Annotated in this window: 17 protein-coding genes; 7 read left to right on the forward strand and 10 right to left on the reverse strand. The window is 73.9% G+C overall.

Features of this window, described 5'->3' with window-relative positions:
• Positions 1-15 precede the first annotated feature (15 nt).
• Positions 16-1,284 carry a hypothetical protein gene (locus ACI2L3_RS38035; RefSeq protein WP_404757033.1) on the forward strand — a complete coding sequence of 423 codons (1,269 nt, stop codon included), beginning with the start codon at positions 16-18 and terminating at the stop codon, positions 1,282-1,284.
• On the opposite strand, the gene ACI2L3_RS38040 is transcribed toward ACI2L3_RS38035, so the two are convergent.
• Genes ACI2L3_RS38040 through ACI2L3_RS38060 form a run of 5 tightly spaced genes read right to left on the reverse strand, consistent with a single transcriptional unit; the run spans position 1,279 to position 14,047 of the window.
• Positions 1,279-3,174, reverse strand: a complete 1,896-nt coding sequence (locus tag ACI2L3_RS38040; RefSeq protein WP_404757034.1) for a hypothetical protein — start codon at positions 3,172-3,174, stop codon at positions 1,279-1,281. The two genes, ACI2L3_RS38035 and ACI2L3_RS38040, sit on opposite strands and share 6 nt — an antisense overlap.
• A complete protein-coding gene (locus ACI2L3_RS38045; RefSeq protein ID WP_404757035.1) occupies positions 3,171-7,091 on the reverse strand; it encodes a DUF5682 family protein in 3,921 nt (1,306 codons plus the stop codon). The genes ACI2L3_RS38040 and ACI2L3_RS38045 overlap by 4 nt, the downstream gene beginning before the upstream one ends.
• Positions 7,078-8,238 (reverse strand): AAA family ATPase, encoded by a 1,161-nt coding sequence (locus tag ACI2L3_RS38050; protein WP_404757036.1) that lies wholly within the window; start codon positions 8,236-8,238, stop codon positions 7,078-7,080. Before ACI2L3_RS38050 ends, ACI2L3_RS38045 begins: the two co-directional genes overlap by 14 nt.
• Positions 8,235-13,151, reverse strand: coding sequence for a hypothetical protein (locus ACI2L3_RS38055; protein WP_404757037.1), 4,917 nt, complete (start codon positions 13,149-13,151; stop codon positions 8,235-8,237). Before ACI2L3_RS38055 ends, ACI2L3_RS38050 begins: the two co-directional genes overlap by 4 nt.
• Positions 13,148-14,047 carry a DUF4132 domain-containing protein gene (locus ACI2L3_RS38060; protein ID WP_404757038.1) on the reverse strand — a complete coding sequence of 300 codons (900 nt, stop codon included), beginning with the start codon at positions 14,045-14,047 and terminating at the stop codon, positions 13,148-13,150. Before ACI2L3_RS38060 ends, ACI2L3_RS38055 begins: the two co-directional genes overlap by 4 nt.
• 149 nt (positions 14,048-14,196) lie before the next feature.
• Between ACI2L3_RS38060 and ACI2L3_RS38065 the strand changes: the two genes are divergently transcribed.
• Positions 14,197-14,550 carry a DUF6479 family protein gene (locus ACI2L3_RS38065; RefSeq protein ID WP_404757039.1) on the forward strand — a complete coding sequence of 118 codons (354 nt, stop codon included), beginning with the start codon at positions 14,197-14,199 and terminating at the stop codon, positions 14,548-14,550.
• Between the two features lie 91 nt (positions 14,551-14,641).
• Here ACI2L3_RS38065 and ACI2L3_RS38070 read toward each other — a convergent pair whose 3' ends face one another.
• Positions 14,642-14,932: a WhiB family transcriptional regulator gene (locus ACI2L3_RS38070; RefSeq protein WP_404757040.1), complete on the reverse strand. Its 291-nt coding sequence runs from the start codon at positions 14,930-14,932 to the stop codon at positions 14,642-14,644.
• 107 nt (positions 14,933-15,039) lie between these two features.
• On the opposite strand from ACI2L3_RS38070, the gene ACI2L3_RS38075 reads away from it, so the two are divergent.
• Together ACI2L3_RS38075 and ACI2L3_RS38080 are read left to right on the forward strand one after the other, a co-directional pair.
• Positions 15,040-15,423 carry a VOC family protein gene (locus tag ACI2L3_RS38075; protein ID WP_404757041.1) on the forward strand — a complete coding sequence of 128 codons (384 nt, stop codon included), beginning with the start codon at positions 15,040-15,042 and terminating at the stop codon, positions 15,421-15,423.
• Between the two features lie 102 nt (positions 15,424-15,525).
• Positions 15,526-15,789 carry a GlsB/YeaQ/YmgE family stress response membrane protein gene (locus tag ACI2L3_RS38080; RefSeq protein ID WP_404757079.1) on the forward strand — a complete coding sequence of 88 codons (264 nt, stop codon included), beginning with the start codon at positions 15,526-15,528 and terminating at the stop codon, positions 15,787-15,789.
• Between the two features lie 33 nt (positions 15,790-15,822).
• On the opposite strand, the gene ACI2L3_RS38085 is transcribed toward ACI2L3_RS38080, so the two are convergent.
• Positions 15,823-16,125 carry a DUF3040 domain-containing protein gene (locus ACI2L3_RS38085; protein WP_404757042.1) on the reverse strand — a complete coding sequence of 101 codons (303 nt, stop codon included), beginning with the start codon at positions 16,123-16,125 and terminating at the stop codon, positions 15,823-15,825.
• Between the two features lie 182 nt (positions 16,126-16,307).
• On the opposite strand from ACI2L3_RS38085, the gene ACI2L3_RS38090 reads away from it, so the two are divergent.
• Positions 16,308-17,003, forward strand: coding sequence for a hypothetical protein (locus tag ACI2L3_RS38090; RefSeq protein ID WP_404757043.1), 696 nt, complete (start codon positions 16,308-16,310; stop codon positions 17,001-17,003).
• An 18-nt stretch (positions 17,004-17,021) separates the two neighbouring features.
• On the forward strand, positions 17,022-18,128 hold the full coding sequence (locus tag ACI2L3_RS38095; protein ID WP_404757044.1) for a transporter substrate-binding domain-containing protein: 1,107 nt from the start codon (positions 17,022-17,024) through the stop codon (positions 18,126-18,128).
• 277 nt (positions 18,129-18,405) lie between these two features.
• On the opposite strand, the gene ACI2L3_RS38100 is transcribed toward ACI2L3_RS38095, so the two are convergent.
• On the reverse strand, positions 18,406-19,485 hold the full coding sequence (locus tag ACI2L3_RS38100) for an NADH:flavin oxidoreductase/NADH oxidase (RefSeq protein WP_404757045.1): 1,080 nt from the start codon (positions 19,483-19,485) through the stop codon (positions 18,406-18,408).
• Between the two features lie 151 nt (positions 19,486-19,636).
• Between ACI2L3_RS38100 and ACI2L3_RS38105 the strand changes: the two genes are divergently transcribed.
• Positions 19,637-20,011 (forward strand): ArsR/SmtB family transcription factor, encoded by a 375-nt coding sequence (locus ACI2L3_RS38105; RefSeq protein WP_404757046.1) that lies wholly within the window; start codon positions 19,637-19,639, stop codon positions 20,009-20,011.
• 44 nt (positions 20,012-20,055) lie between these two features.
• Here the strand turns inward: ACI2L3_RS38105 and ACI2L3_RS38110 are convergent, their stop codons facing one another.
• The gene (locus tag ACI2L3_RS38110; protein WP_404757047.1) at positions 20,056-20,628 is read right to left on the reverse strand and encodes a hypothetical protein; all 573 of its coding nucleotides are present in this window, start codon (positions 20,626-20,628) and stop codon (positions 20,056-20,058) included.
• Between the two features lie 3 nt (positions 20,629-20,631).
• The gene (locus ACI2L3_RS38115; protein WP_404757048.1) at positions 20,632-22,002 is read right to left on the reverse strand and encodes an FAD-dependent oxidoreductase; all 1,371 of its coding nucleotides are present in this window, start codon (positions 22,000-22,002) and stop codon (positions 20,632-20,634) included.
• Positions 22,003-22,022 lie beyond the last annotated feature (20 nt).

Below are 22,022 nucleotides of genomic sequence, written 5' to 3' on the forward strand. Positions count from 1 at the left end.
TGAGGAGTGGATGAGGTGAGCGGATCCGGCTGGGGTGTCCAGTACACCCTGACGGTGCCGACCGAAGAGGCGGCCAGGGACGCGGCGTCGGAGCTCGCCCGGCACGGGCACCGACTCGTCGCCGTGCGCCCGCACCGCTCCTCGCCCTTCGAACTCGCCGCCTGGTACGGGGAGTTCTCGCCGAAGGCCGGGGAGGGGTTGGCGGGCTGGTGGCAGGTCTTCTCTCTTGCGGTGTACGTGGCCGCTGTCGAAAGGGGCGGAGGCTTTGCGGAGCGGTTGCCCGCTGTGCGGCCGTACTTGAACGAGCAGGCGAGATACGTCGCTGAGGTCGCACGGTCGCGAGGCGGATTCAGCGACGGGTGCGCGGAGGGGCACGAGTCGACGCTGGAGAAGGAGTTCGACCGGACGGGGCTGCTGCACGAGGGTGCGGGCGCGCTGCACGCAACGGATGGGCCGGCGTCGGCGTCGGCGTCGGTGCCGGTGTCGGGTGCGCCGCCGTGGGTCTGGCCGGAGCCGGGTGATCCGGCGGTACTCGTCGCGGCGGTGGTCGAGGTGGCGGAACGCGTGTACGGGAGTGCGGAGAACGCCCCCGAGGCGGTGGCCTGGCTGCTCGACGAGGACTTCGCCTTCGGGGAACCGTACGAGTCCGCTGCCGACTTCCTCGCCGATCTCGACGACGCGGTGGCCCACCAGGGAACGGCGTTGCCCGGCACCGCGGAGGCGGTGCCCTTCCTGGTGGCGGTCGCCACGGAGCCCGCGGTGCCGGTGACCGCCAGAGTCCTGCTCCTCGTCGACCTGCTGCGGCACTCCACCGCGGGCGTCTCGGACGACGTGGCGCTGGCCGACCGCAACGCCGCGCTGGGCCGCGCCTCGACGGAGACCGAGGCACAGCACGCCGTCCGGCACGCGGTGCGCGACGCGGTGCCGCGCCTCCTCGCCCGCTGGGACGAGGCGTCCGACGCGGAGCGCTTCGTGCTGGCCGCGCTGGCCGCGGCGCACCGGTGCGGGGAGGGCCCCGACGTCACGGCTTCGGTCCGCCGCTCGGACCTCGACGCGCTCGCTCCGGCGGGCACCGACCGCGCGGACACGGTCGCGCTGATCGAGGCGCTGCTGCGTGCGGACGAGACCGCTGTCGCCGAGGCGGTGGGGAGGTTGGCGACGAGAGGGCTCGGCGAAGTCCGGGGCCTGCACGCCGGCCCTCACGCGCGGACGAGGGATGTGGGGGTCGTGGTCCTTTCGGGTCTCGTGATGCGCGATGTCGGACGGGACCTCCGGTCGCTATGAGGCTGCCGGGGGCGCCCACGCCGCGGTGAGCAGGGACGCGGTGGCCGCCTTCGTGTAGAGGGATGCCGCCAGCCACGCCTCGGCGTACGTGCCGGGGTCGGCGGGGCGCAGCCGGCCGAGCGCGTCGTGACTGCGGTCGGCGGCCGCGTCGGTGAGGCGCCGGGCGCACAGGGCTCCCGTGGTGAGGCCCACCGCTCGCAGTCGGCGCGGGAGTTCACCGTCGGTGTCCGCGGCGGCGACGGGGCGGCCGCCCGCCAGCGCACGGTCCACGGCGCGGTGAAGCAGCCCGAGTTCTGCGGGGAGCGTCGGGGGCGCGGTGTCGCTGAGCGGGCTGAGCGGGCTGGGCGACGGCGGTGGGGTGTGTGAGGTGTGTGGCGGTAGGTGCGTGCGGTCGAGGTGGCGCAGGCCGAGGTCGACACGGAGTGCCCGGCCGTCGTGGCCGGTCCATGCGGTGGCCAGCGCGAGGACGCCGCCGGGACGGTCCGGCGCGACGCGGGCGACGACACGCAGGGGCAGACCGGTACGGGTCGCGAGGAGGCGCAGATTCTCCGCGTACGGCAACTCCGGACGCTCGTCCGGCGCGAGCAGGCGCAACGTCGGCCCGTCGGCGACGGCGAGTCCGCTCGCGGTGACGGTCCCACGGAGGAAGACGAGGTCACCGCCGGCGGACGTCCGCTCATCGGCCGGTGTGCCCAGCCAGGCGATTGCGTCGGCGAGTTGCTGGTGCGGTGCCCGGTGCCACAGGGCGTCGAGAGGTGCCTGCGTCCAGGCGGCGCCCGCCGCCCGTACCGAACGCACTGTGCTCCCCGTGCCGATCCGGCCGTCCGGCGACACGGTCGGAGCCGTCAGGGTCACCCCGCCGCCGTCGCCCAGCTCCCGCAACGACAGCGCGCAGCCGCCGGGGACGGACGACCCCGTCGCCCGCCGGACGCGGTCCGGGCCGCCGGGCGCGACGTCGGACACGGTGCGCAGGTGCCCGTCCGGGGTGAGTGCGTAGGTGACCGCCCCCGCGTAACCGGACGCGGTGACCACCGGCTCGGTGAACAGGCCGTGCAGGCGCAGCGGGCGCTCCGGCCGGTAGGCGTGGCGCGCCGTGCCGACGAGGGCGGGGTCCGCGGCCCCCGCTGCCTGCAACCTTCGCAGTACGTAGAGCAGTTCGGTCACTTCACCCGACAGGTCGGCCAGCCGGAACCCCGGATCACCCGAAGCGGCCTCACCCAGTCGCCGCGCCACGCGTGCCGCCGCGGCCGAAGGACGGTGCAGCCCCGCCAGCCGCGCGGAGTGCGCCGCGTGCAGCAGCTGCGCCCGCCGCACGGCCCCGGCTCCGGCCACGCCGACAGCACCGACCCCGGCGACGAGCACGTCCGTGGCAGCGGCCCAGAGGGCTTGGGCGGCGGCGGATTGGGGTGGGGTGAGGGGTGGTGTGAGGGGTGGGTTGAGGGGCGAGGTGAGGGGTGGGGGGACTGGGGGAGTGGTGACCTCCATGTCTCGCGCCCCCTCTGCCCCGGTCGCCTCTTCCGCCGTCCCGTCCTCCGCCGTCCCGTTCCCCGCCGTCTCCTCCTCCGCCAGCGGCGCCCGCAGCAGTACCGCCGCCCTGTGCAGGCACGCCGGCGCGAGCAGACACGTGCACGTCGCGTCGTCCGCGGTGGCGACGATGCCCTGCGGAGCGACCAGGGTCACCGCCGTGTCGTCGTCGACACGGACGACGGCACGGACCACGACACCGTCACCGTTCTCCGTGACGTCGACCGGCCAGGCCGAGGCCTTGGCCGCCGCCGCGTCGACGCGTTTGCGCAGCCGTGCGGGCAGTGGGTCGAGCGCGGCGGCGGCGAGCTCGGCGGCCACCGGGGGAAGCGTGGGCGGTGGGGTCGGCGCGGGTGGCGTAGTCATCGGGTAACCCCTCCCATACGTTCGCCGACCCAGCGGGCCAGCTCCAGCGGGCTGAGCGCCGCGACCGGCATGCCCGCGGCCACCAACTGCCCCGCTACACCCGCCGAGTAGCGTGGCAGGCCCGCGTCGTCGAGCGAGGCGCAGCCCAGCACGTGACAGCCCGCGTCGACCAGGGCACGCACCTCGGAGAGCAGCGGACCGGTGGGGCCGCCCTCCTCGAAGTCGCTGACCAGCACGACGAGAGTGCGCGACGGCACGGTCACGAGGGTGCGGGCGTGCCGCAGGCCGCGCGCGATGTTGGTGCCGCCGCCGACCCTCACCTCCAGGAGCAGCCCGAGTGGATCGTCCACTTGACCGGTGAGGTCGAGCACTTCGGTGGAGAAGGCCACGAAGTGTGTGCTGAGTGCGGGGACGCCTGCGAGCACGGACGCGGTGAGTGCCGACCAGATCGTCGACGCCTCCATCGAACCGGACACATCCACCACCAGGACGAGCCGCCAGTCCGCCGCCTTGCGCGAACGCGTACGGAACACGGGGCGTTCGGGCAGTACCGTCACCGCGCCCGTGACGGGATCGCGGCGCGCGGTCGCCAGGTTGGCCCGCAGTGTGCGGGCGAGGTCCAGCGGTCCGCCGGGGCGGGAGGTGGGCCGGGGGTGTGCGAAACCGGTGACTGCCGGGCGGAGACGCTGGGCCAGCGCCTCGGTCAGCTCCTTCACCAGGCGGCCCACCAACGGGCGCAGCACGGCGAGTTGGCTCTCCGGCATGCCGCCCGCGTACGACAGGACCGTGCGCAGCAGCTCCACCGAAGGGCGTGCCGTGGTGGGGTCGAGCTCCATCGCGGCGTCGATACGGCCGGTGCTCGCCGCCGCGGCAAGTACCTCTTCTCGTACGCCGGGTCCGAACAGCGCGGCCAGCTCCTCCGACCAGCTGCGCACATCGGGGTACGAGGCGTCGCTGCCGCCCCCGGCCCCGCGCCCGGCGCCGTCCTCCCCGCGCGAGCCTTCCCCGCGCCCGCTGCCGTACAACTCGTCGAGCGCGGCGGCGACCCGCCCCGCCTGCCCGCCCAGCCCCCGGGCCCTCCCCAGCAGAAGCCGCCAACGCTCGTGTGCGCCGAGGGCACCGGGGGCGCCGAGGGCGCCGGGGGCGCCCAACGCGCCGGAGGATCTCAGCGAGCGGGAGGCGCCCAACGCACCCGCGGCGCCAAATGCACCTGAGGCGCCCGACGCACCCGGGGCGCCAAATGCATCTGAGGCGCCCGACGCACTGGGGGCGCCGAATGCACCTGACGCGCCCGACGCAGCCGGGGCGCTCACTGCACCTGACGCGCCCGACGCACCCGGGGCGCCCACTGCACCTGACGCGCCCGACGCACCTGGGGCGCCCGACGCGCCCAACGCGCCCAACGCGCCCAACGCACCCAGCGAGCCCCAAGCCCCCAACACACCCCCCACCCCAATCCCCTCCAACACTTCCCGCCCCGCCAGATCCGCCTCCGCGAGCCGCGCGAGAGTTGTCGGGTCGGGGGCTGTCGGCGGCAGTGTGTCCGCCGAGAGGCCCGTGCGGTCCTCCACCGCTGTGAGCAAGCGCGCGCGGGACGCGGGGGACAGCGTGTCGAAGCCCGAGCGGAGCGCGGGCAGGCGGTCGAGGAACGCGCGGTCCGTGAGGGACTCGACCCGTTCGAGCAGCGGGTCCATCGCTCGGCCCGTCTCCAGGAGCGGGCCCGCCGCGATGAGCGTGCCCCGCAGGAACGCGCCGAGATCCGCACGCAGTTCGGGCGTCACCGCGCTGTCCACGCGGGAGGCGAGCCGGACGCCGAACTCCTCGACGTCACGCTGCCCGAGCAGCACCCGCGCCGCGCCCGCCGCACCCCGGACGAGAGGCGTGCCCTCCGCGTCGAGGCGGGCCAGCGCGTCCGCGAGCCGCAGCCCACCGCCGCCCTCGGCCGCACGAACGGCGAGGTCCACCAGGGCGCGGGCGTCGGCCGCTTCGGTCGACCCGGCGAGCCCGTCGAGCGCCCGCACCCCGGCCGCCCCGAGCTGCTCACGCACGGCGGCGACCTCGGCGGCCCGCCACCCCGCGGGAAGCCCCGGCAGGTGGCCCGCCTCGATACGGCCCAACAGGTCGAGCCCCTCGACGATGTCCGGCAAGGTGCCGGACGCGGGCAGCAACCAGGCCGCCTCGTCGAGCCGTTCGGCCGCCGTCTCAGGCAGCGCGCAGGACGCGGCGTCCGCCAGCCCGGCGAGCACCTGTGCCGCCGTCGGCCCGCCGTGCCGCACATCGGTCGCGTGGCGCTGCCGCAGGATGCCGGCCGTCGCCTGCTCCAGGGTCACGCCGTGCACGCCCGAGATGTCCAGCATCGCGGCGGTCGACGGAGTCCACTCCACCGTCCAGCGCGTGGTCAGCGCGGTGGTCTCGCCGACCCGAGCCACCTCGCCCTCCTCCCCGTACGGCACACGGCACACCTTCAGGCGGCGCAGGAGGACCTCCCGCCGCCGGTCCGGCTCCGAACGGTGCGGGTCCAGGCGCAGTTCGCGCCGCGCGGGCGCCTCGGGTCTCGGCAGCGACAGCTCGGCGAGGGCCGCCTCCACGGCGGGCCCGAGCCCCGACCGGGGCGTCCCCGGGGCGAGCCGCCCGCGCCGGTCCCCGACGAGCACCTGCTCCATGGCCGCGGCCACCACCCGCCCGCGTCCCAGGAGTTGGCCCTGCGTCAGCACCGTCTGCACTGACTCGACCAGCTCGCCGCGGCCCGCCGCGGGCAACCCGCGCAGGGCCGCCAGGTCGCGGGCGAACCGGACCACTTCCCGCGCGTCCGCCGGTCCACTGGGGTGCCCCGCCGCGCGGACCGCGGCGCAGATCCGTACGGCGGCGACGGTCAGCAGCTCGTCGAGCCCGCCGGCCTCACCGCCCGCCCGGAACACACCGCGCTGCCACTCGGGATCGCGGATCCCGGCCGGATACCCGGAACGCTCGTCCAGCAGCGGATAGGAGTACGGCACGAGCGACGTGGTCACGCGGTTTCCCGAGCCCTCCTCACCAGCCGCGCAGCCTCCGGATGTCTCATCAGCCGCCACACGCTCCCCGCACGCCTCGTCCGACGCGTCGTACCGTCCAGGCAGCCCGGTCAACATCCCGGTCAGCGCCGGCGCGTGGAACGCCCCGACCACCGCCACCGCCCGCCGCCCCGTATGTTCCGCGAGGCGGCGCCGCATGTACGACTCGCGGGCCAGGTCGTACGCGGACACCTCGCCGCCGTCCGCACGCAGGGCCCAGCCGACCAGCAGCGCGGCCCTGCGCAGCGCCTCCGCCGTGCCGCCCGGCGCCGCCGACTCGACAAGGCGGTCCCACAGGTCGTCCCGCGGGCGCAGCCCGGCACGGGAGCGGAGCGCGGCGACCAGGTGGCCCGGCTCCCGGGAGGAGGCCCCGCCCTCGCCGCCATCGGTCACATCAGCCGAAGTGCCGCCCCGCACGGGATCGCGCACCGTATCCCGCTCCGCCAGAGGCAGGTCGAACGGCACCACCGGAACCTTCGCCTCCCGCGCCCAGCGGATCGCCGCCAGCTCCGGTGAGAACTCCGCGAACGGCAGGAAGACGAGCTCGCCCGCCCCGGTACTGCCCGCGAGCGCCACGGGCGGCACGGTCGCCGGGTCACCGAGGTGCTCCAGCCACGGCTCGAACTCCACGGGCAGCTCCACGAGCAGCACTTCGGGAGCGGCCGCCGCGAGCAGCTCGGGCATCGCGGCGGCGAGCGCGGGGGAATGGTGCCGCACCCCGATCAGAAACGGATCCCGGCACCCGGCCAGCTCACCGAGCACCTGCTCCGGCTTCGGCCCCTGCTTTGGCTCCTGCTTTGGCTCCGGCTCCGGTACCAACGCCGCACCCTGGCCCCCGTCCTCACCCCCACCCTCACCCGAGGTCATCACGCAGCTCCCACAACGTCCGCCACAGCCCCGCCCCGCTCTCCGCGCGCCGCCGCACCGGACCGTCCCAGTAGCCGAGCAGCCGCGCGTGGTCGGCCGGGTCGTCCTTGCGCACCGTGCCCAGCAGGTGGCCCGGCAGCGTACGGACGACGTCCCGGCCGTCGCCGAGGTACGCGGCGCCGATCCCCATGGACGTGGCGACCTGCACCGCCTCCGCCGTCGACATGACCGTCGAGGGCCGCTCGACCTCCCAGCCCTCGGCGCTGCGCCCGGAGCGCAGGTCACGGAAGGCGGTGACCAGTGCTTCCAGAACCGTGTCGTCCACCGAGAAATCGGCCCCGGAGCGGGCAAGCGCCGCTGTCGCCTGGCGCCGCACCAGGTCGGTCTCCGCCGCCAGGTCGCCGATCGGGCCGACCGTCTCGAAGTTGAAGCGCCGCTTGAGGGCGGCGGACATCTCGGAGACGCCGCGGTCCCGGAGGTTGGCCGTGGCGATGAGGGTGAAACCGGGCACCGCGTGGACCGTGCCGTCGTCCCCGTCCTGCCCCGCCAGCTCCGGTACGGAGATGCGCCGTTCGGAGAGCAGCGACACCAGGGAGTCCTGTACCTCGGGCAGGCAGCGGGTGACCTCCTCGACCCTGGCCACCGCGCCCCGCGCCATCGCGGTGAGCACCGGCGAGGGCACGAGGGCCTCTCGGCTGGGGCCCTTGGCGAGAAGCATCGCGTAGTTCCAGCCGTACCGCAGCTGGTCCTCCGTGGTGCCCGCGGTGCCCTGCACGGTGAGCGCGCTGGTGCCGCACACGGCGGCGGCCAGCAGCTCCGACAGCATCGACTTGGCGGTGCCGGGCTCGCCGACGAGCAGCAGCCCGCGCTCGCCCGCGAGTGTCACCACACAGCGCTCCACGAGCTGTCTGTCGCCCACGAACTTCCGTGTCACGGCGAGCCGCCGCCCCGCCGCGTCACGCAGCTCCTCACCGTCCGAACCGCAGACGAAGAGCACCACCGCGCGTGGCGTCAGCCGCCAGCCCGGCGGGCGCGGCCCGTCGTCGTACGCGGCGAGGAAGGCCAGCTCCCGCGCGTACCGGTCCTCGGGCAGCTCCATCTGTCGCCCGCCGCCCGTGACCGCCTGTTCCGTCACCTGCCGGCTCATCGCCTGCCTCCCTTGCCCTTGCGGCCGGCCCGTTCCTCGAACTCCTCGTAACCGGGCCCCTCGCCGTCGACGACCCGCCGCCACGCGCGCGCGTACAGCTCCGGCACCGGGCACTCGGGCACTTCGAAGCGGGCGCTCGGCTCCGGGAACAGCGGGACCTTCCAGCTCTCCACGGGCAGGAGCGGCGCCTTGCGGTCGAGCCAGCCGCCCGGCAGGAAGAGAGTGCGGCCCGCGCGGGACCGCTTGGCCTCCACCACCAGCTCGGTGGCGGCCAGTTCGGCTCGTGCCTTCTTCAGCCGGGCCGGTTTCCAGCCCGTCCACGCCGCTTGGCGGCGGTCCGTCGGATCCGGCAGGGCGAGCAGCATCAGATACACCACGGCCGCGTCCTCGGAGAGCCCGAACCGCGCCACCGCATCCGCGACCGCGCCCGGCGCGCCGATCAGCGGATTCTGCGCCGCCCCCGCGGGCCCGTCGGCGGTGAGCAGCGCCGTGAACTCGTCACTGAGCAGCGTCCGCAGGGCCCGCAGCGCGGCGCTGTTCCCGGCGAGGCCGGTGAGGAGCGTCAGCGCCGGGTGGTCCGGGCCGCCGTCCTCCACCGCGCCGGGCAACAGTGCCGAAGGCCGCACCCACACCGCGTCCCATTCGGAGCGGTGCTGCATCGGCGCGAGGACGATCGCGGGGCCCGCGTCCACCAAGCCCTGGTCGTTCTCTCCGCCGCGTGGCGGCAGCCCGAACGTCTCGCGGACGCTGCCGCCCGTCGCCTTGCCGTCCGTGCCCCAGCTCACCCGCAGATCGAGCAGCAGGCCGGGGTCGGCGAGCCGCTCGCGCAGGATCCGCAGCGTCTCGGGCAGCACCGGGCGCAGCGGATCGCCGTACGGCAGGCGGTACGCCAGCCAGCGCAGCATGTCCACGTACGGGACGAGGGCATGGCCGGTGAGCAGGGCTTCCGGGTCCTCCGGCCGCAGTCCGTCGTCGACCTTCTGTTCCGTACGCCCCATGAGTTCGCGGCGTGAACGGGGGTTGAGGACGTGGTCGAGGATGGGGCCGGGGCCGACCTCGGCGACGACCTGGGCGATCAGCTCGGGCGGTGCGACGCGGTGTCTGCCGCGGGCCGCGAGCCACATCTCGACGGCGTCGTCCGGCGTGAAACCGCTCACCCACAGTTCCTCGACGCGCTCCGGGCCGACGGGCAACAGGGCGGCCGTGAACGCCTGCCGCAGCGAGAGGGGCAGATCGTGCAGCGCGCCCCGCGCCGCTCTGGCCTCCGCGCTCTTCGCGCCGAGCGGCTTCAGGTACTCGGCGGGGAGCAGGCCCTCCCTGCCGTACCCCTGCAGCCCCGGCAGGCCGAGCAGCAGCAGCGCCCCGCTCACCGGCCCGACCCCGATGCGCTCGGCGAGCTCCACCGCCTGCTCCGGACGGTAGGGCAGCGGCCCCCGCTCCCGCAGCACCGCGACGAGCCGCCGCAGCGACGGCGCACGGCGCGGGTCGTCCGCGGTCCCGTGCACCTGGAAGGAGGTGAGGGCGAAGCCGTCCCATGCGCCGAAGGCGCCGGCCGGGTCGTACTCGACGCCGGTCCAGTACGCGTCGTCCCCCTCCACCCGCCGGCACGACACGATGAGCATGCGCCGTGCTCCGGAGACCAGGACGTCGCCCACACGCTCGGGCCGTGCCTTGTGCGACGTCTTCAGCTCCACCACACGCAGCCGCCCGCGCGGATCGACGAGCACGGCGTCGTCGTCGGCCCGCACGGCGAGGACGGCGTCGAGGAATTCGAGCAGCGCCGCGCGGTGCGCGTCGTCCGTGGCCGGCGCGGCGGCCCGCAGCGCGATCGCCGCCATGCCGGGTCCGGCGAGCGTCAGCCAGGCCACACCGGTGCCACCCAGGGTCTCCTTCCCCGCCACGGTGTCCGGGCGCAACGCCCGCGCAAGAGCGGCGAGTTGATCGATCGCGGTGGTGGACTGCTCGGCCCGGCCGCCGTAGTAGCGGTACGAGCCGTAGTAGTGCTGCGGTCCGGTCAGACCCTGCATGGCTTCGCGCAGCACGGAGTCGTACGCGTGCCGGACGGTGGGCGCGGCGTCCTGCGGCGCGTCCGCCCGCCGGTCCGCCCGCTCGGCGAGCACGGCGATCCGTTTGGCGCAGCGCGCGGTCTCCTCGACGACTCCGGCCACGCCCTGGGCGAGCGCCTCGTCGGTGACGGCGGGCAGCAGCCGTGCCACGGCCGCGCCGGAGCTCTCGCCGCCCAGGACGGCGGCCAGGAGCGCCGCCGCGTCCGCGTCGGTCACCGCGCGCAGCGCCGCGGAGCCCCGCTCGTCACGCGGCCGCAACGCGTGCCAGTACCAGAGGGGCGGCACGAGACGGGTGCCCGCCGCATAGGCGCTGCCCCGGTCGCCGACCTGCACGCGGGCGACGTCCACGCCGTCCGAGTCCCGCAGCTCTGTCACCGAATGGTCGTGGCCGAGCTGGACGGGGTGGAGCACGGCCCCGGCGGGCAGCCGCAGCGGTGCCGCGGGCCGGCCGTCGGCCGTCGCGGGCCCGCGCGTGCCGTCGACGGAACAGGCCGTGCGGGTCCCGGACTTCTCGTCGTACGTCACCCACCAGCCCAGCAGTCCGTCCTTGCTGCCGAACGGCGAGCCTTCGAGGCCCGTCTGGACCGGCAGGAGGCGGCAGGACCCTTCTTCCAGGCGCACGCCCGCGCCCGCCCCGTCGAGCGCCGAGTCGAAGAACGCGGGCACCGAGGCCCGGCCGCGGCGCGCGGACGCGGGGTCGTACTCGTACCAGCGCCCTTCGTGCAGCACCCAGGAGGAGACGCCGTCCGAGGCGATCTCGCGGCGCCGCTCCGGGAAGGCGGTGTCGCCGGCGCGCACGGGCCGCGCGCCGTACCACCGGCTGCCGTCGGGCAGCGGCACCGAGACCGTGCCCGTGCCGTACCAGCCGTCCTGGAGACCGGTCGGTCTGAACACGTCGGCGGGGCTGCCGGACCACGCAGCCCGCCGGTCGTTGCCGTACCCCGAAGCGATCAGCCACTGCCCGTCGACGAACCGCACCGTCGGCTCCCCGTGGCCCGGCGGCTTGCCACCGGGCAGGCTCAACGTGCGCCGGTCCAGGACGCCTTCGGGCCCGGCGAGCGCGACCTGCGTGCCGACCCGGACGATGAGCGCGGGCCAGGCGTCCGCCGACTTGTACCACTGGTTGTGGACGTGCGGCCACCGCGTCTGTGCTGCCGCCGCCTTGCCGGCGTCGCCGAACGTGCCGAGCGCCTCTTCGAGCGCGGGCCAGCCCAGCTCGTCGAAGACGCCCGCCCGCAGCGTCCAGGCCAGCACCGGCGCCGGGTCGAAGGAGACGATCCGCTCGACGGCGTCGGGCGCGGTGGCCAGGACGGCGGGCTTGGCGAACCGCGTGACGTTCCGCAACAACGCGTCCAGGCCCGGCAGTCCGATGGGCCGGTCGAGGTCGTCGGCCCGGTGGACGAGCCAGTCCGCGAGGACACCGCGCAGCGCCGGATACTCCGCGACCCGCTCCAGCCGCGCCGAGGGCACCGCGCCGGGGCCGTCCGCTGTCGACAAGCTCTCCACCGCATCCCGCAGCAGCGGTGCGAACCGCGCGTCCGAGGTGAGCGCCGCCAGATCCCTGCGGCCCGCGCTGGCGTCCTCCAGCCAGTACCGCAGCTCCAGACCGCCGGCTTCCGCCGGCGGGTCCGCGACCGGCACCCCGGCCGCGAGCGCCGCGTCGAGGAGATCCAGGTCCGTCTCGCACCGCCAGCCGCGGTCGACGACGATCCGCACGGGCGTACCGTCCGCGACGAGACGGGGTGCCAGCCGCTCCACCAGGGCCAGTTCGGCGGCGAGCCGCTTCGACTCCCGCCAGCCGCGCTGCCGGTGCCGCGCCCACGCGCCCAGCCACTCGGCGGCGCCCGACGCCCCCTCCATGAGCATCCCGAACGCCCCGCACCGGTTCAGGAGCGCCAGCCACGCCTCGTCGAAGGCCTCCGTCGAGTCGCCCCCGGCGGTCGGCATGAGCGTCAACAGCCGCTGCCGCACCGCCGGATCGCCCTGCGCCAGCTCGGCGAGCGCGGGCAGCGCGGACTTCCAGAAACTGCCCGCCGCGCGCGTCATCGCCCCCGACTGGATGATCTCCGCGAGCAGTGAGCACTCCTCCGCGCGGGCCGCGAGCCCCGCGCCCTTCGCCAGCCGCCGCAGATCCTCCAGCATGCCCGCGTACGGGGCGATGCCCGCCGCGCACCGCTGCAAGGACAACGTCCTGAACTGCTCGTACGCCTCCCCACCGGTCAGCCGCGCCACGAGCCCCTTGGCGTGCTCGCGCAGCACCTTGCCGCTGAGCGCGCCCGCGCCCGCGAACTCCAGGAACACCTCCCGCAGCCGCTCCTCGTCGATCTCCAGCGCGTGCCGCTGCTCGGCCGCCCGCGCCTTGCCGAAGAACACCGAGGCGTGCTGGTGCGACTCGGCCGCGAGGAAGAGCCGCGCGACCTGTTCGTAGTACGTCGGCAGGAAGTGCGGCACGGAACGGTCCAGGCGCTCCCCGATCTCGTCGAAGCCCTCCTTCGCCAGCCCGGGCTTGTTGGTGACAAGCCGCGCCAGCCGCTCCATCTCCTTGACCACGGCGAGCGCGTGCCGGCCATTGGCCGGATCGTTGACCAGCGCCCACGCGGGGAAGCCGAGCGACTGGCGCCGCACCCGTCCGACCTCCGTGGCCGTCGCCGCGCCGAACCCCAGATACTCCAGGGCGAGATCCTCCGCGGGACCGATCGCCTCGGGCACCAGCCGCACCACCGTGCGCCCCGCAAGCACCGGGTGTTCGTACGCCCGCGCGGTCAGCGTGTCCCCGGCCGAGCCGCCCGACGGCAGCACCGCCCCCGCCTCCAGCAACCTCTGGTCCCCACTCGCAGCCCTGCTCACAGCTCCCCCGCCCCGCCCTCTTCGGACTCGTCGTACTCGTTCTTCACCACGCGCCCCGCATGCACGAGCGCGGCCATCCGGACGCCCTCCGACCAGGCCACGGGCCCCACTTCGCCGAGCGGCACCCGCCGCCCGCCGACGGCCCGCCACTCCAGGCCGCCCGTGTACGCCTCGCTCTCCGGATAGTCGTCACCCAGCCAGTACGCCGCCTCCAGCGCGCGGCCGTCCTCCATCAGCGCGCACACCGCGTAACCCCCGCGCACGCGGTATCCGTACGTCACCGCTCTCGCGGTGGCGTGCCGCAGCTCCTCGAACTTGGCGTCGGCGTACGCCCCCCACTCCAGCGCCGCCGCGTCGACCGACTCCGGACGCGGCCAGACCTCCCGGAACAGCTGGTCGAGACCCTGCTCGACGCCCAGCTCCACCGCGAACTCCCGCAATTCCTCGAGGTCGTCCAGGAGCACGGGGTGCGGTATCAGCACCTGCTCCGCGTCCAGCCGCACCGAGTCGCCGTCCAGGTCGACGATGCCGAGGCCCCGCTCCGGATCGGCGTCCCGGAGGAACCCGGCGCGCTCCACGTCCGGGCTTCCGTCGGCCCCCGCCGGTGCCACCACGAGGTCACGCAGCGCCCCTTGCCAGGCCGCATCCGGCCAGACCTGCGTGAGCAGCCGCGCGGGGACGGGCAGGGAGCGGACCAGCCAGGTGTCCACCTGCGCCCGGCACTCCCGCTCGTGGCGCTCCAGCCACTCGGCGAGCTGCCGCAGCCGTACCACCTCGACGTCGTCGCGCAGCTTCGCGGGGACCTGCTTCAGCGTGCGCCCCGCGGCATTCCTGCACAGCACCCGAGTGCCGTCCAGACTGACCGCGTACCCACCCGCCGTCTCGACCCAGCCCATGACAGGACCCCTCCCAGACCTCCTGCTTTCCATGTCGATCACAGTAGGTGACGGGTCTGACAATCCCCTCGCGAGCGGGTGCCGTCGGGGGCGCACGGGCTTTTCCCGGCGGACGGCGGGGGTACCCGGCGCCCATGACGTATCTCAGCGTGGAACATCTTGCAGCCGTGCCCGGTGGCGGTCTCGCCCCGTTCCTGACCGGTCTGGGCATCGCCGTCCTGCTGGTCTGGGCCGTGTGGTTCGGGATCCGGACCCGCGGCAGGGAGCAACGACCACCCGAGCCTCAGGAACAGCCGAGGCTGCCCGCCGACGGTCCCGTCGGCTCCGTCACGGAGCACCGCGAGCCGGACGAAGTCCCGCGTGACGGCGGCAGGTTGACCCCTCACCAGCTCAAGGGTTCGGGCAACGTCGCCTCCAAGCGGAGCGACGACCAGCGCCGCCGACGCTGGAACAGGGGAAGCAGCGGTGCCTTCGGGAGCGGGGGTCCGGGCGCGCGTGGGTGAGGTGGCCCGGCGCAAAGGCCCAGGCTGAGCGGGCGGTGCCGAGGGCCCCGGCGACGCGGCGCCGGGGCCCTGCCACCCTGACAGCGTGGCGTCAGTGGGAACGTCGCGTCTTCGGCGCCGTCCGCGACGCCCGTGCCGACCTCGCCGACCGCGACCACCGCGTCTTTCTCCGCAGGTCCGCCCGCTCCTCCGTGCAGGTTCCGCCCCACACGCCGGTCTCTCCTGCCTCGAGCGCCCAGGCCAGGCACTGCACCCTCACTTCGCAGTGGGCGCAGATCTGCTTGGCGGCGGCGGTCTCCCGTGCCGCGGGGCCCGTCGTGCCGACGGGGAAGAACAGGTCCGGATCCTCTTCCGTGCAGGCGGCCTTCTTCGGCCACTCCATGCTCAACAACTCCGTGCTCAACAACTCCATGCTCGCGCGGGTGCCCAAGGCCAAAGCCCGGAAACCGGCGGCTGTTTGGGCGGTACGGGGCGGGGGACCCGGTCGCCATGACCGTCCACAAGAACGCCGTGCTCGTACTGGACTGTTCGGAACCCGAGAGCCTCGCCGAGTTCTACGCCGGACTGCTGGGCGCCGAGGTGCGGTTGAGCAAGGACCCCGACTACGTGGAGATCACCAACGAGAACGGGGTCTGCTTGGCCGTGCACAGGGAGCGGGACTACATCCCGCCGAGCTGGCCCCGCCCGGAGGACTCGCAGCAGGCACACCTGAGGATCCTGGTGGGCCGGCACGACATGGACGAGGCGGAGCGGGAAGCGGTCGGTCTCGGTGCGCGGCCCGTGGACACGAAGAACAACAACGGGCCGCGGGACACCCGCACTTACTCCGACCCCGCCGGGCACTCCTTCACGCTGGCCGCCATCCCTGAATGAGCGCCACCGCGCCCGAGATTGCGCGGCTCTTACACGGGCACTCGGTTGGTCCGAACACAGTGACGAATGGACCCGACCAAGGGCCCGGACGAAGGGGTAGTGATGGAGATTTCGGGGCTCATCAGCGCGATTCTGATCGGCGCCGTCATCGGCATTCTGGGCAGGCTCGTCATACCCGGGCGGCAGCGCATCGGCCTGCTGTGGACCATCGTCGTCGGCATCGTGGCGGCGCTGATCGGCACGGCCGTGGCGGCGGGCCTGGGCGTGGCCGACACCGACGGCGTGGACTGGGGGGAGTGGCTCATCCAGATCGCTCTGGCCGCCCTCGGCGTCGCGGCCCTGGACCGGGTGAAGCTGCGCCGCTGAACCCGGCCCGGGCACGGACCCGCCGCGCCCGGCTCACGGCTCCGTCCACCGGCACAGCAGCCGCAGGAACCCGATCAGCGTGAGCGGCCACATGCAGGCGAAGGCCCAGATCACGCCGGGCGCCGAGGTGCGGATGCCGATGACCAGGAGCGTGCAGGACACGGTGGCGAAGAACGCCACGGTGAGCGGGCGCGGCGTATGCGTGAGGACAGCGTGTACGCGGCGCCTGGCGCGCAGGGCCCACATGCGGGTCTTGAGCCGGCGGTCGTTGCGCAGCGCCGCTTCCATCTCGTCGAGGACGCGCTGTTCGTGCTCCGGAAGCCGGTCTGTCGACATCGTCGCCCCTCTTACGCAGGTTTCTTATGCGGGATGAGATTCGGTGCCCGGGTGCCCAGGGCCGGGAGCGGCTAACAGGGCGTCCGGGCCGCGGCTGTGCGCAAGTTGATGCCCTCCACATCACTCTCTGTGGCATCCTTGCCATCCGTGTGTACCGCTCGTCCGGGGGGAGGGGTTCTGCTTTGGACGCGCAGTCGAAACCCCTTCCGCCGCGTGGGGACGGCGGGTCCGCGACGGGCCCCGAGAGGCCGGACTCCGAGGGACCGGACCGCGAGGCCAGGCGCTACTTCACGGTGCTGTTCATCGTGCACCTCGTACTGATGCTCATCCTCGTCGCCATCGCGGTCATCGGTGACTCGGCGACCGCTCTGACCGTCGCGGGCGGCGGATTCATCGCGTACGTGTCGGCCATGACGCTCTACGCGCGTCGGGACGAGCGCAAGGAAGTGACGCAGCATCTGCTGGCGTTCCTCGCGGCGTTCACCACGGCGGCCGTTCTCGGCGGCGTCCTGTGGTGGGTCCTCGCGGCGCGGCCCGACGACGTCACGGACGACACGCGTCTGACGGGCGGAACCCTCGGCGCGGGCGTGACGGCGAGGCTCGACGTCAAAGCGCCGCCGGATGGCAACGGCGAGTTGAGGGTGTCGTTCACGGCACGGGACAGTGCGGCGGGCGCATCTCCGTGTCTGCGTATGGGAAAGCTGAGGTTCCAGGGGAAGGACGTCGAGGCAAAGGCGCCCGTCGACCTGGAGGAGACGCTCACCACGACCCTCACGCTCGACGACCCGGGTTCCGAGGTGACGGTCGACATCCGGCTCGTCGGCAGCCCGGACTGCCAGGTCGAGCTGACGCTGGAGAAGGCGGAGTACCGCCGGTAGCCCAAGGAGAGTGCCAGAGTGCGAGTGCCCATGCCCGGCAGCACGCCGTCGCCCAGACCACCGTCATCCAGCACGCCATCGCCCAGAACGCCGTCACTCAGCACGCCGTCGCCCGGAACGCCGTCCCCGTCCCACCGAACCCCGGCGCCGCGCCCGGCCTTTCGGCCCCGGCTGCTCACCACATGTCTGCTGGCCCTCTCCCTGTCCACCCTGGTCGCAGCCTGCAGTGGTGGGGGCGGCGGTTCCGGTGACGGGTCAGGCTCCGCTTCGCCTTCCCGTGCGGGCGGCTCAGCCGGCGGCGGACCCGCGTCCCTCTTCGACAAGCAGACGCTCAACATCGCCGTCAAGAAGGGGCAGCCGGGCTTCAGCACGCGCAGCGAGGAGGAGGACGACTTCGCCGGGTTCGAGGCGCAGTTGGTGCAGTTCCTCAGCACTGATCTCGGGTTCAAGGCCGCGGACTGGGACGTCCAGTCCCGCAACCGCGAGAAGGTGCTGCGCGAGCGCAGCATGGACCTGGTGGTGGCCACGTACTCCATCACGGCGCCCCGCGACAAGAAGATCGACTTCACCGCCCCCTACCTCAAGACGTACCAGGGTGTGCTCGTCCGCAAGGACGAGGAGGGCATCGAGAGGCTGCCGGACGTCGACGGCAAGCGGGTCTGCAGCGTGCGCGGGTCCACCGGCGATCCCGAGAGCGAGCAGGACGACAAGGCGAAGAAGTCGGTGCGCGACGCGCTCGGCCCGAATGTGGTGGCCGAGTTCCGCAACAGCTACAAAACGTGCGTAAGGGAGCTCACGCGGAGCAACTTCGACGCCGTATGGACCGACAAAATCATCCTGGAGGGCTTCGCGCAGGACCCGCGGTACAAGAAGGACGTGAAGGTCGTCCGCGACATCACCGTCAAGAAACAGCAGTTCTACGGAATCGGCCTGCGCGAGGGCCACGAGGCGGACTGCCGCAAGCTGAACGGCGCCCTCAAGCGCTTCCTCGACACCCGGTGGACGCTCGCCTTCCAGGCGCATTTCAGGAGCATCACCGAGCGCGTCGCCGGCTACGAGCAGCAGTACAAGCCCACCGACGACGAGTTCGAGGCGCTCACCGAGACGTCGTGCGGGGGCCAGTAGGCCCCCGCTGACACGCCGGTGTTCTCAGAGCCTGTCTTTGAACCCCCGCCTGCGCAGCGACGCCCGGCACGCACTCCCCCAAGCTCTCGGCTGCGCTCGAGCAGGGGGACCCCCATGCCGCACGGCGCCCCAGGACAGGTGGCTCCGCCACATGACCTGGGACACCGCACGCGATCGCACGCTTCCCCAAGCTCTCGGCTTCGCTCGAGCAGGGGAGGCCCCAATCCGCCGCTGCGCCCGCGCTCCGCGCGAACGACGGGGGTTCAAAGACCGGCTCTCAGACGGAGCGGTGGTACTGGTCCGGCACGTGCACCTCGGCGCCGAGTTCGCGGCCCGCGCGCCGCGCCCACGAGGGGTCGCGCAGCAGCTCCCGGCCCAGCAGGACGGCGTCCGCCTCGCCGTTGGCGAGGATCTTCTCGGCCTGCTCCACCTCGGTGATCAGGCCGACCGCGGCGACCGGCAGCTCCGTCTCGGCCTTCACGCGCGCCGCGAACGGGACCTGGTAGCCGGGTCCGACGGGGATCTTGACGCCCGCCGCGTTGCCGCCCGTGGAGACATCGAGCAGGTCGATGCCGTGCTCCTTGAGCTCGGTGGCGAAGCGGACGGTGTCGTCCGCCGTCCAGCCGGCCTCCTCCAGCCAGTCGGTGGCGGAGATGCGGAAGAACAGCGGCTTGTCCTCGGGCCACACGGCCCGTACGGCGTCGACGACCTCGAGCGCGAAGCGCGTGCGGTTCTCGTACGAGCCGCCGTACGCGTCGGTGCGCCTGTTGCTGTGCGGGGAGAGGAACTCGCCGATCAGGTACCCGTGGGCGCCGTGCAGCTCGGCGACCTCGAAGCCCGCGTCCAGCGCGCGCCGCGCGGCGTCCACGAACTGCCGCACGACCTCGTGGATCTCCTCGACGGTGAGCTCCGTCGGCACGGGGTGCCGGTCGTCGAAGGCGACCGCGCTGGGCGCGACCGGCTGCCAGCCGAACTCGTCGGCGCCGACCGGGGCGCCGCCCTTCCAAGGCCGGTCGGTGGACGCCTTGCGGCCCGCGTGGGCGAGCTGGATCGCCGGGACGGTGCCCTGGCTCTTCAGGAAGTCCGTGATGCGGCGGAACGCCTCGACCTGGGTGTCGTTCCAGATGCCCAGGTCGTACGGGCTGATGCGGCCCTCGGCGCTGACCGCGGTGGCCTCGACGATGATCAGGCCGGTGCCGCCGGTGGCGCGCGCCGCGTAGTGGGCGAAGTGCCAGTCCTGCGGGGCGCCCACCCCGGCCCCCTCGGGGGCCGCCGAGTACTGGCACATCGGGGGCATCCACACCCGGTTCGGGATGGTCAGCGATCGCAGGGTGTAGGGCTCGAACAGCGCGCTCATGGCGGGCTCCCATTCGTCGGGGCTGATGTGCTCCTCGTACGATAGACCTCGTAGTACGGCGGATGTCAAACTACGATGGCTCTCGTACAATGGTGCGCAGGGATCGCCCGGGGTCAAGCGCCCGGGGCGCACAGGACGAAGTGGAGCCGCCATGACGACCGCCGCCGCGACCGGCAGCGCGAGCAGCAGGACGCTCGCCCACCCCGAGCCCCCGGAGATCCGCCTCGAAGCCGTGCTGCACGCCCTCGCCGATCCGATGCGGATGCTGGTGGTCCGGGAGCTGGCCCGGGAGGAGGGCGCGGCCGGGCTCTCCTGCTCCTACTTCGAGCTGCCCGTCACCAAGTCCACCTGCACCCACCACTTCCGGGTGCTGCGCGAGAGCGGCGTCATCCGGCAGATCTACCGCGGCACGGCCAAGCTGAACGTGCTGCGCCGCGACGACCTGGACGCGCTCTTCCCGGGCCTGCTCGACAGCGTCCTGGCCGCGGCGGCCCGCCAGGCCGACCGGCTCGGCGAAGCGGGCTGAGTCACCTGCAGGGAGCCGCCCGCCGCGAGGACGCCGTCCGGTATTTAGCCGCCCTCCGGGCCGGCCGCCGCGCCGTCGTGCAGCAGCACCCCCCGGAACTCGTCCGTCAATGTGTTCCGGGCGCCCCGCAGGGCGTCGATGTGCGCATTGAGCCGGTCCCCGAAGGACTCCTCGGTGACCGGCAGCGTCCCGGCCCGCAGGGCGGCCAGGAACGGCCTCAGCTCCATCTCGAACCGGTCGCACTGATCGACCACGCCCTGCGCGGCGCTCGCGATGACCGGAGTGCCCAGGAACGACACGGTCCCCGAGCAGCTGCCGGCGAGTTCGCCCACCGCCCGCAGCGCCGCTTCCTCCTGCTCGGCGGTGGGGAGCTCACCCCGGCAGACGGCGGCGTAGACGGGGTACAGGCGCACGCCGATGGCCGAGTAGGCCGTGCACACCTGGTCGTACGCCTTCGTACGCTCCTGCCGCACCCAGAGCGCGTGCGACTCCGCGGCCGCGATGGACGCCCCGAGCCGCGTCCCCTCCGTCGCCGCCCGTCCTCCCAGCCAGGCGCCGAGCACCGCCCCGACGAGCCCCGCAGCCCCGGCGACCACCGCCGCCAGCCCCTGGTCCACCCGCTAGCCCCGCACTTCCCGCGCCGCCGCCCGCAGCCCCTCCCAGTCCGGGATCTTCACCACGCCCCGGCCGAGGGAGCGGCCGAGGGCGGCCTCCGCGCGCTCGATGGCCAGCCAGCCCGGCCACTCGACCGGACGCAGGCCCTCCGCCTGCAGGGCCGTCAGAGGATCCTCCGGGAGCTGCTTCCGGGCGAGGGCCGGGGCGTCGTCCAGCAGGGACTGGACCGTCTCCTTGGAGCACGGGCGGTTCGTGCCGATGACGCCGGTCGGGCCGCGTTTGATCCACCCCGCCACGTACTCGCCCGGTGATGGCACCCCGTCGCGCAGCACCCGTCCCGCCGCGTGCGGCACCGTGCCTCGCCCGGCGTCGAACGGCAGCCCCTCCAGGGGCACTCCGCGGTAGCCGACCGAGCGGAGCACCAGCTGCGCGGGAATGTCCTCGTACTGCCCGGAACCCGTCACCCCGCCCCGGCCGTCCGGCAGCGTGCGCTCGAACCGGGTCAGGGCGACTCGGCCCGCCGCCCCCGCCGTCAGGGAGACCGGCCGCAGGAAGAAGCGGAGCCTGAGCCGCCGCCGGGCCGGGCCCCGCGCGGGGTGCTCGGCCCAGCCGCGCAGCACCTCCACATTGCGGCGGCTCGCGGCGGGCAGCCCCGATGGGTCGTTGTAGGCGGGGTCGAGCGCCAACTCGGCCGGGTCCACCACGACTTCGGTGTCCGGCAGCGCGCCGAGCTCCCGCAGCTCCTTGGTGGTGAACCGGGCCTGCGAGGGCCCGCGCCGCCCCACCATGGACACCTCGCGCACCCCGCTGCCCGCGAGCACGCCGAGCGCCGCGTCCGGCATGTCGGTGGGGAGCAGTTCGGCGGCGCCGCGGACCAGCATGCGGGCGACGTCCACCGCGACGTTGCCGACGCCGATGACGACGGCGGACTCCACGCCTTGTACGAACGCGTCCTGCGCGTACCCGCCCGCCAGCGCGTCCGGATGCGCGCTGTACCAGGAGACGAACTCGGTCGCCGAGTAGCTGCCCGGCAGATCCTCGCCGGGCACCCCGAGCCTGCGGTCCGTCGCCGCGCCCACGCAGTAGACCACCGCGTGGTAGAGGCCGAGCAGCCGGGCAGGAGGGAGGCCGCCGGGGCCGATCTCGAGGGAGCCGAGGAAGCGGACGCGGTCGTGTTCGAGGACCGTGCGCAGGTTGTTCTGCAGGGACTTGATCTTCTCGTGGTCCGGCGCGACCCCGTAGCGCACCAGGCCGTACGGGCAGGGCAGCCGGTCGAGCACGTCGACCCGCACGTCCGGCACGCGGTCCTGCTGGACGAGGGACTGTGCGGCGTACACCCCGCTGGGGCCCGAACCGACGACGGCGACCTGCAGCACTGTGGTGCTCCTTCCGCGAG

The sequence above is a fragment of the Streptomyces sp. NPDC029674 genome (assembly GCF_044903205.1).
GTDB lineage: Bacteria > Actinomycetota > Actinomycetes > Streptomycetales > Streptomycetaceae > Streptomyces.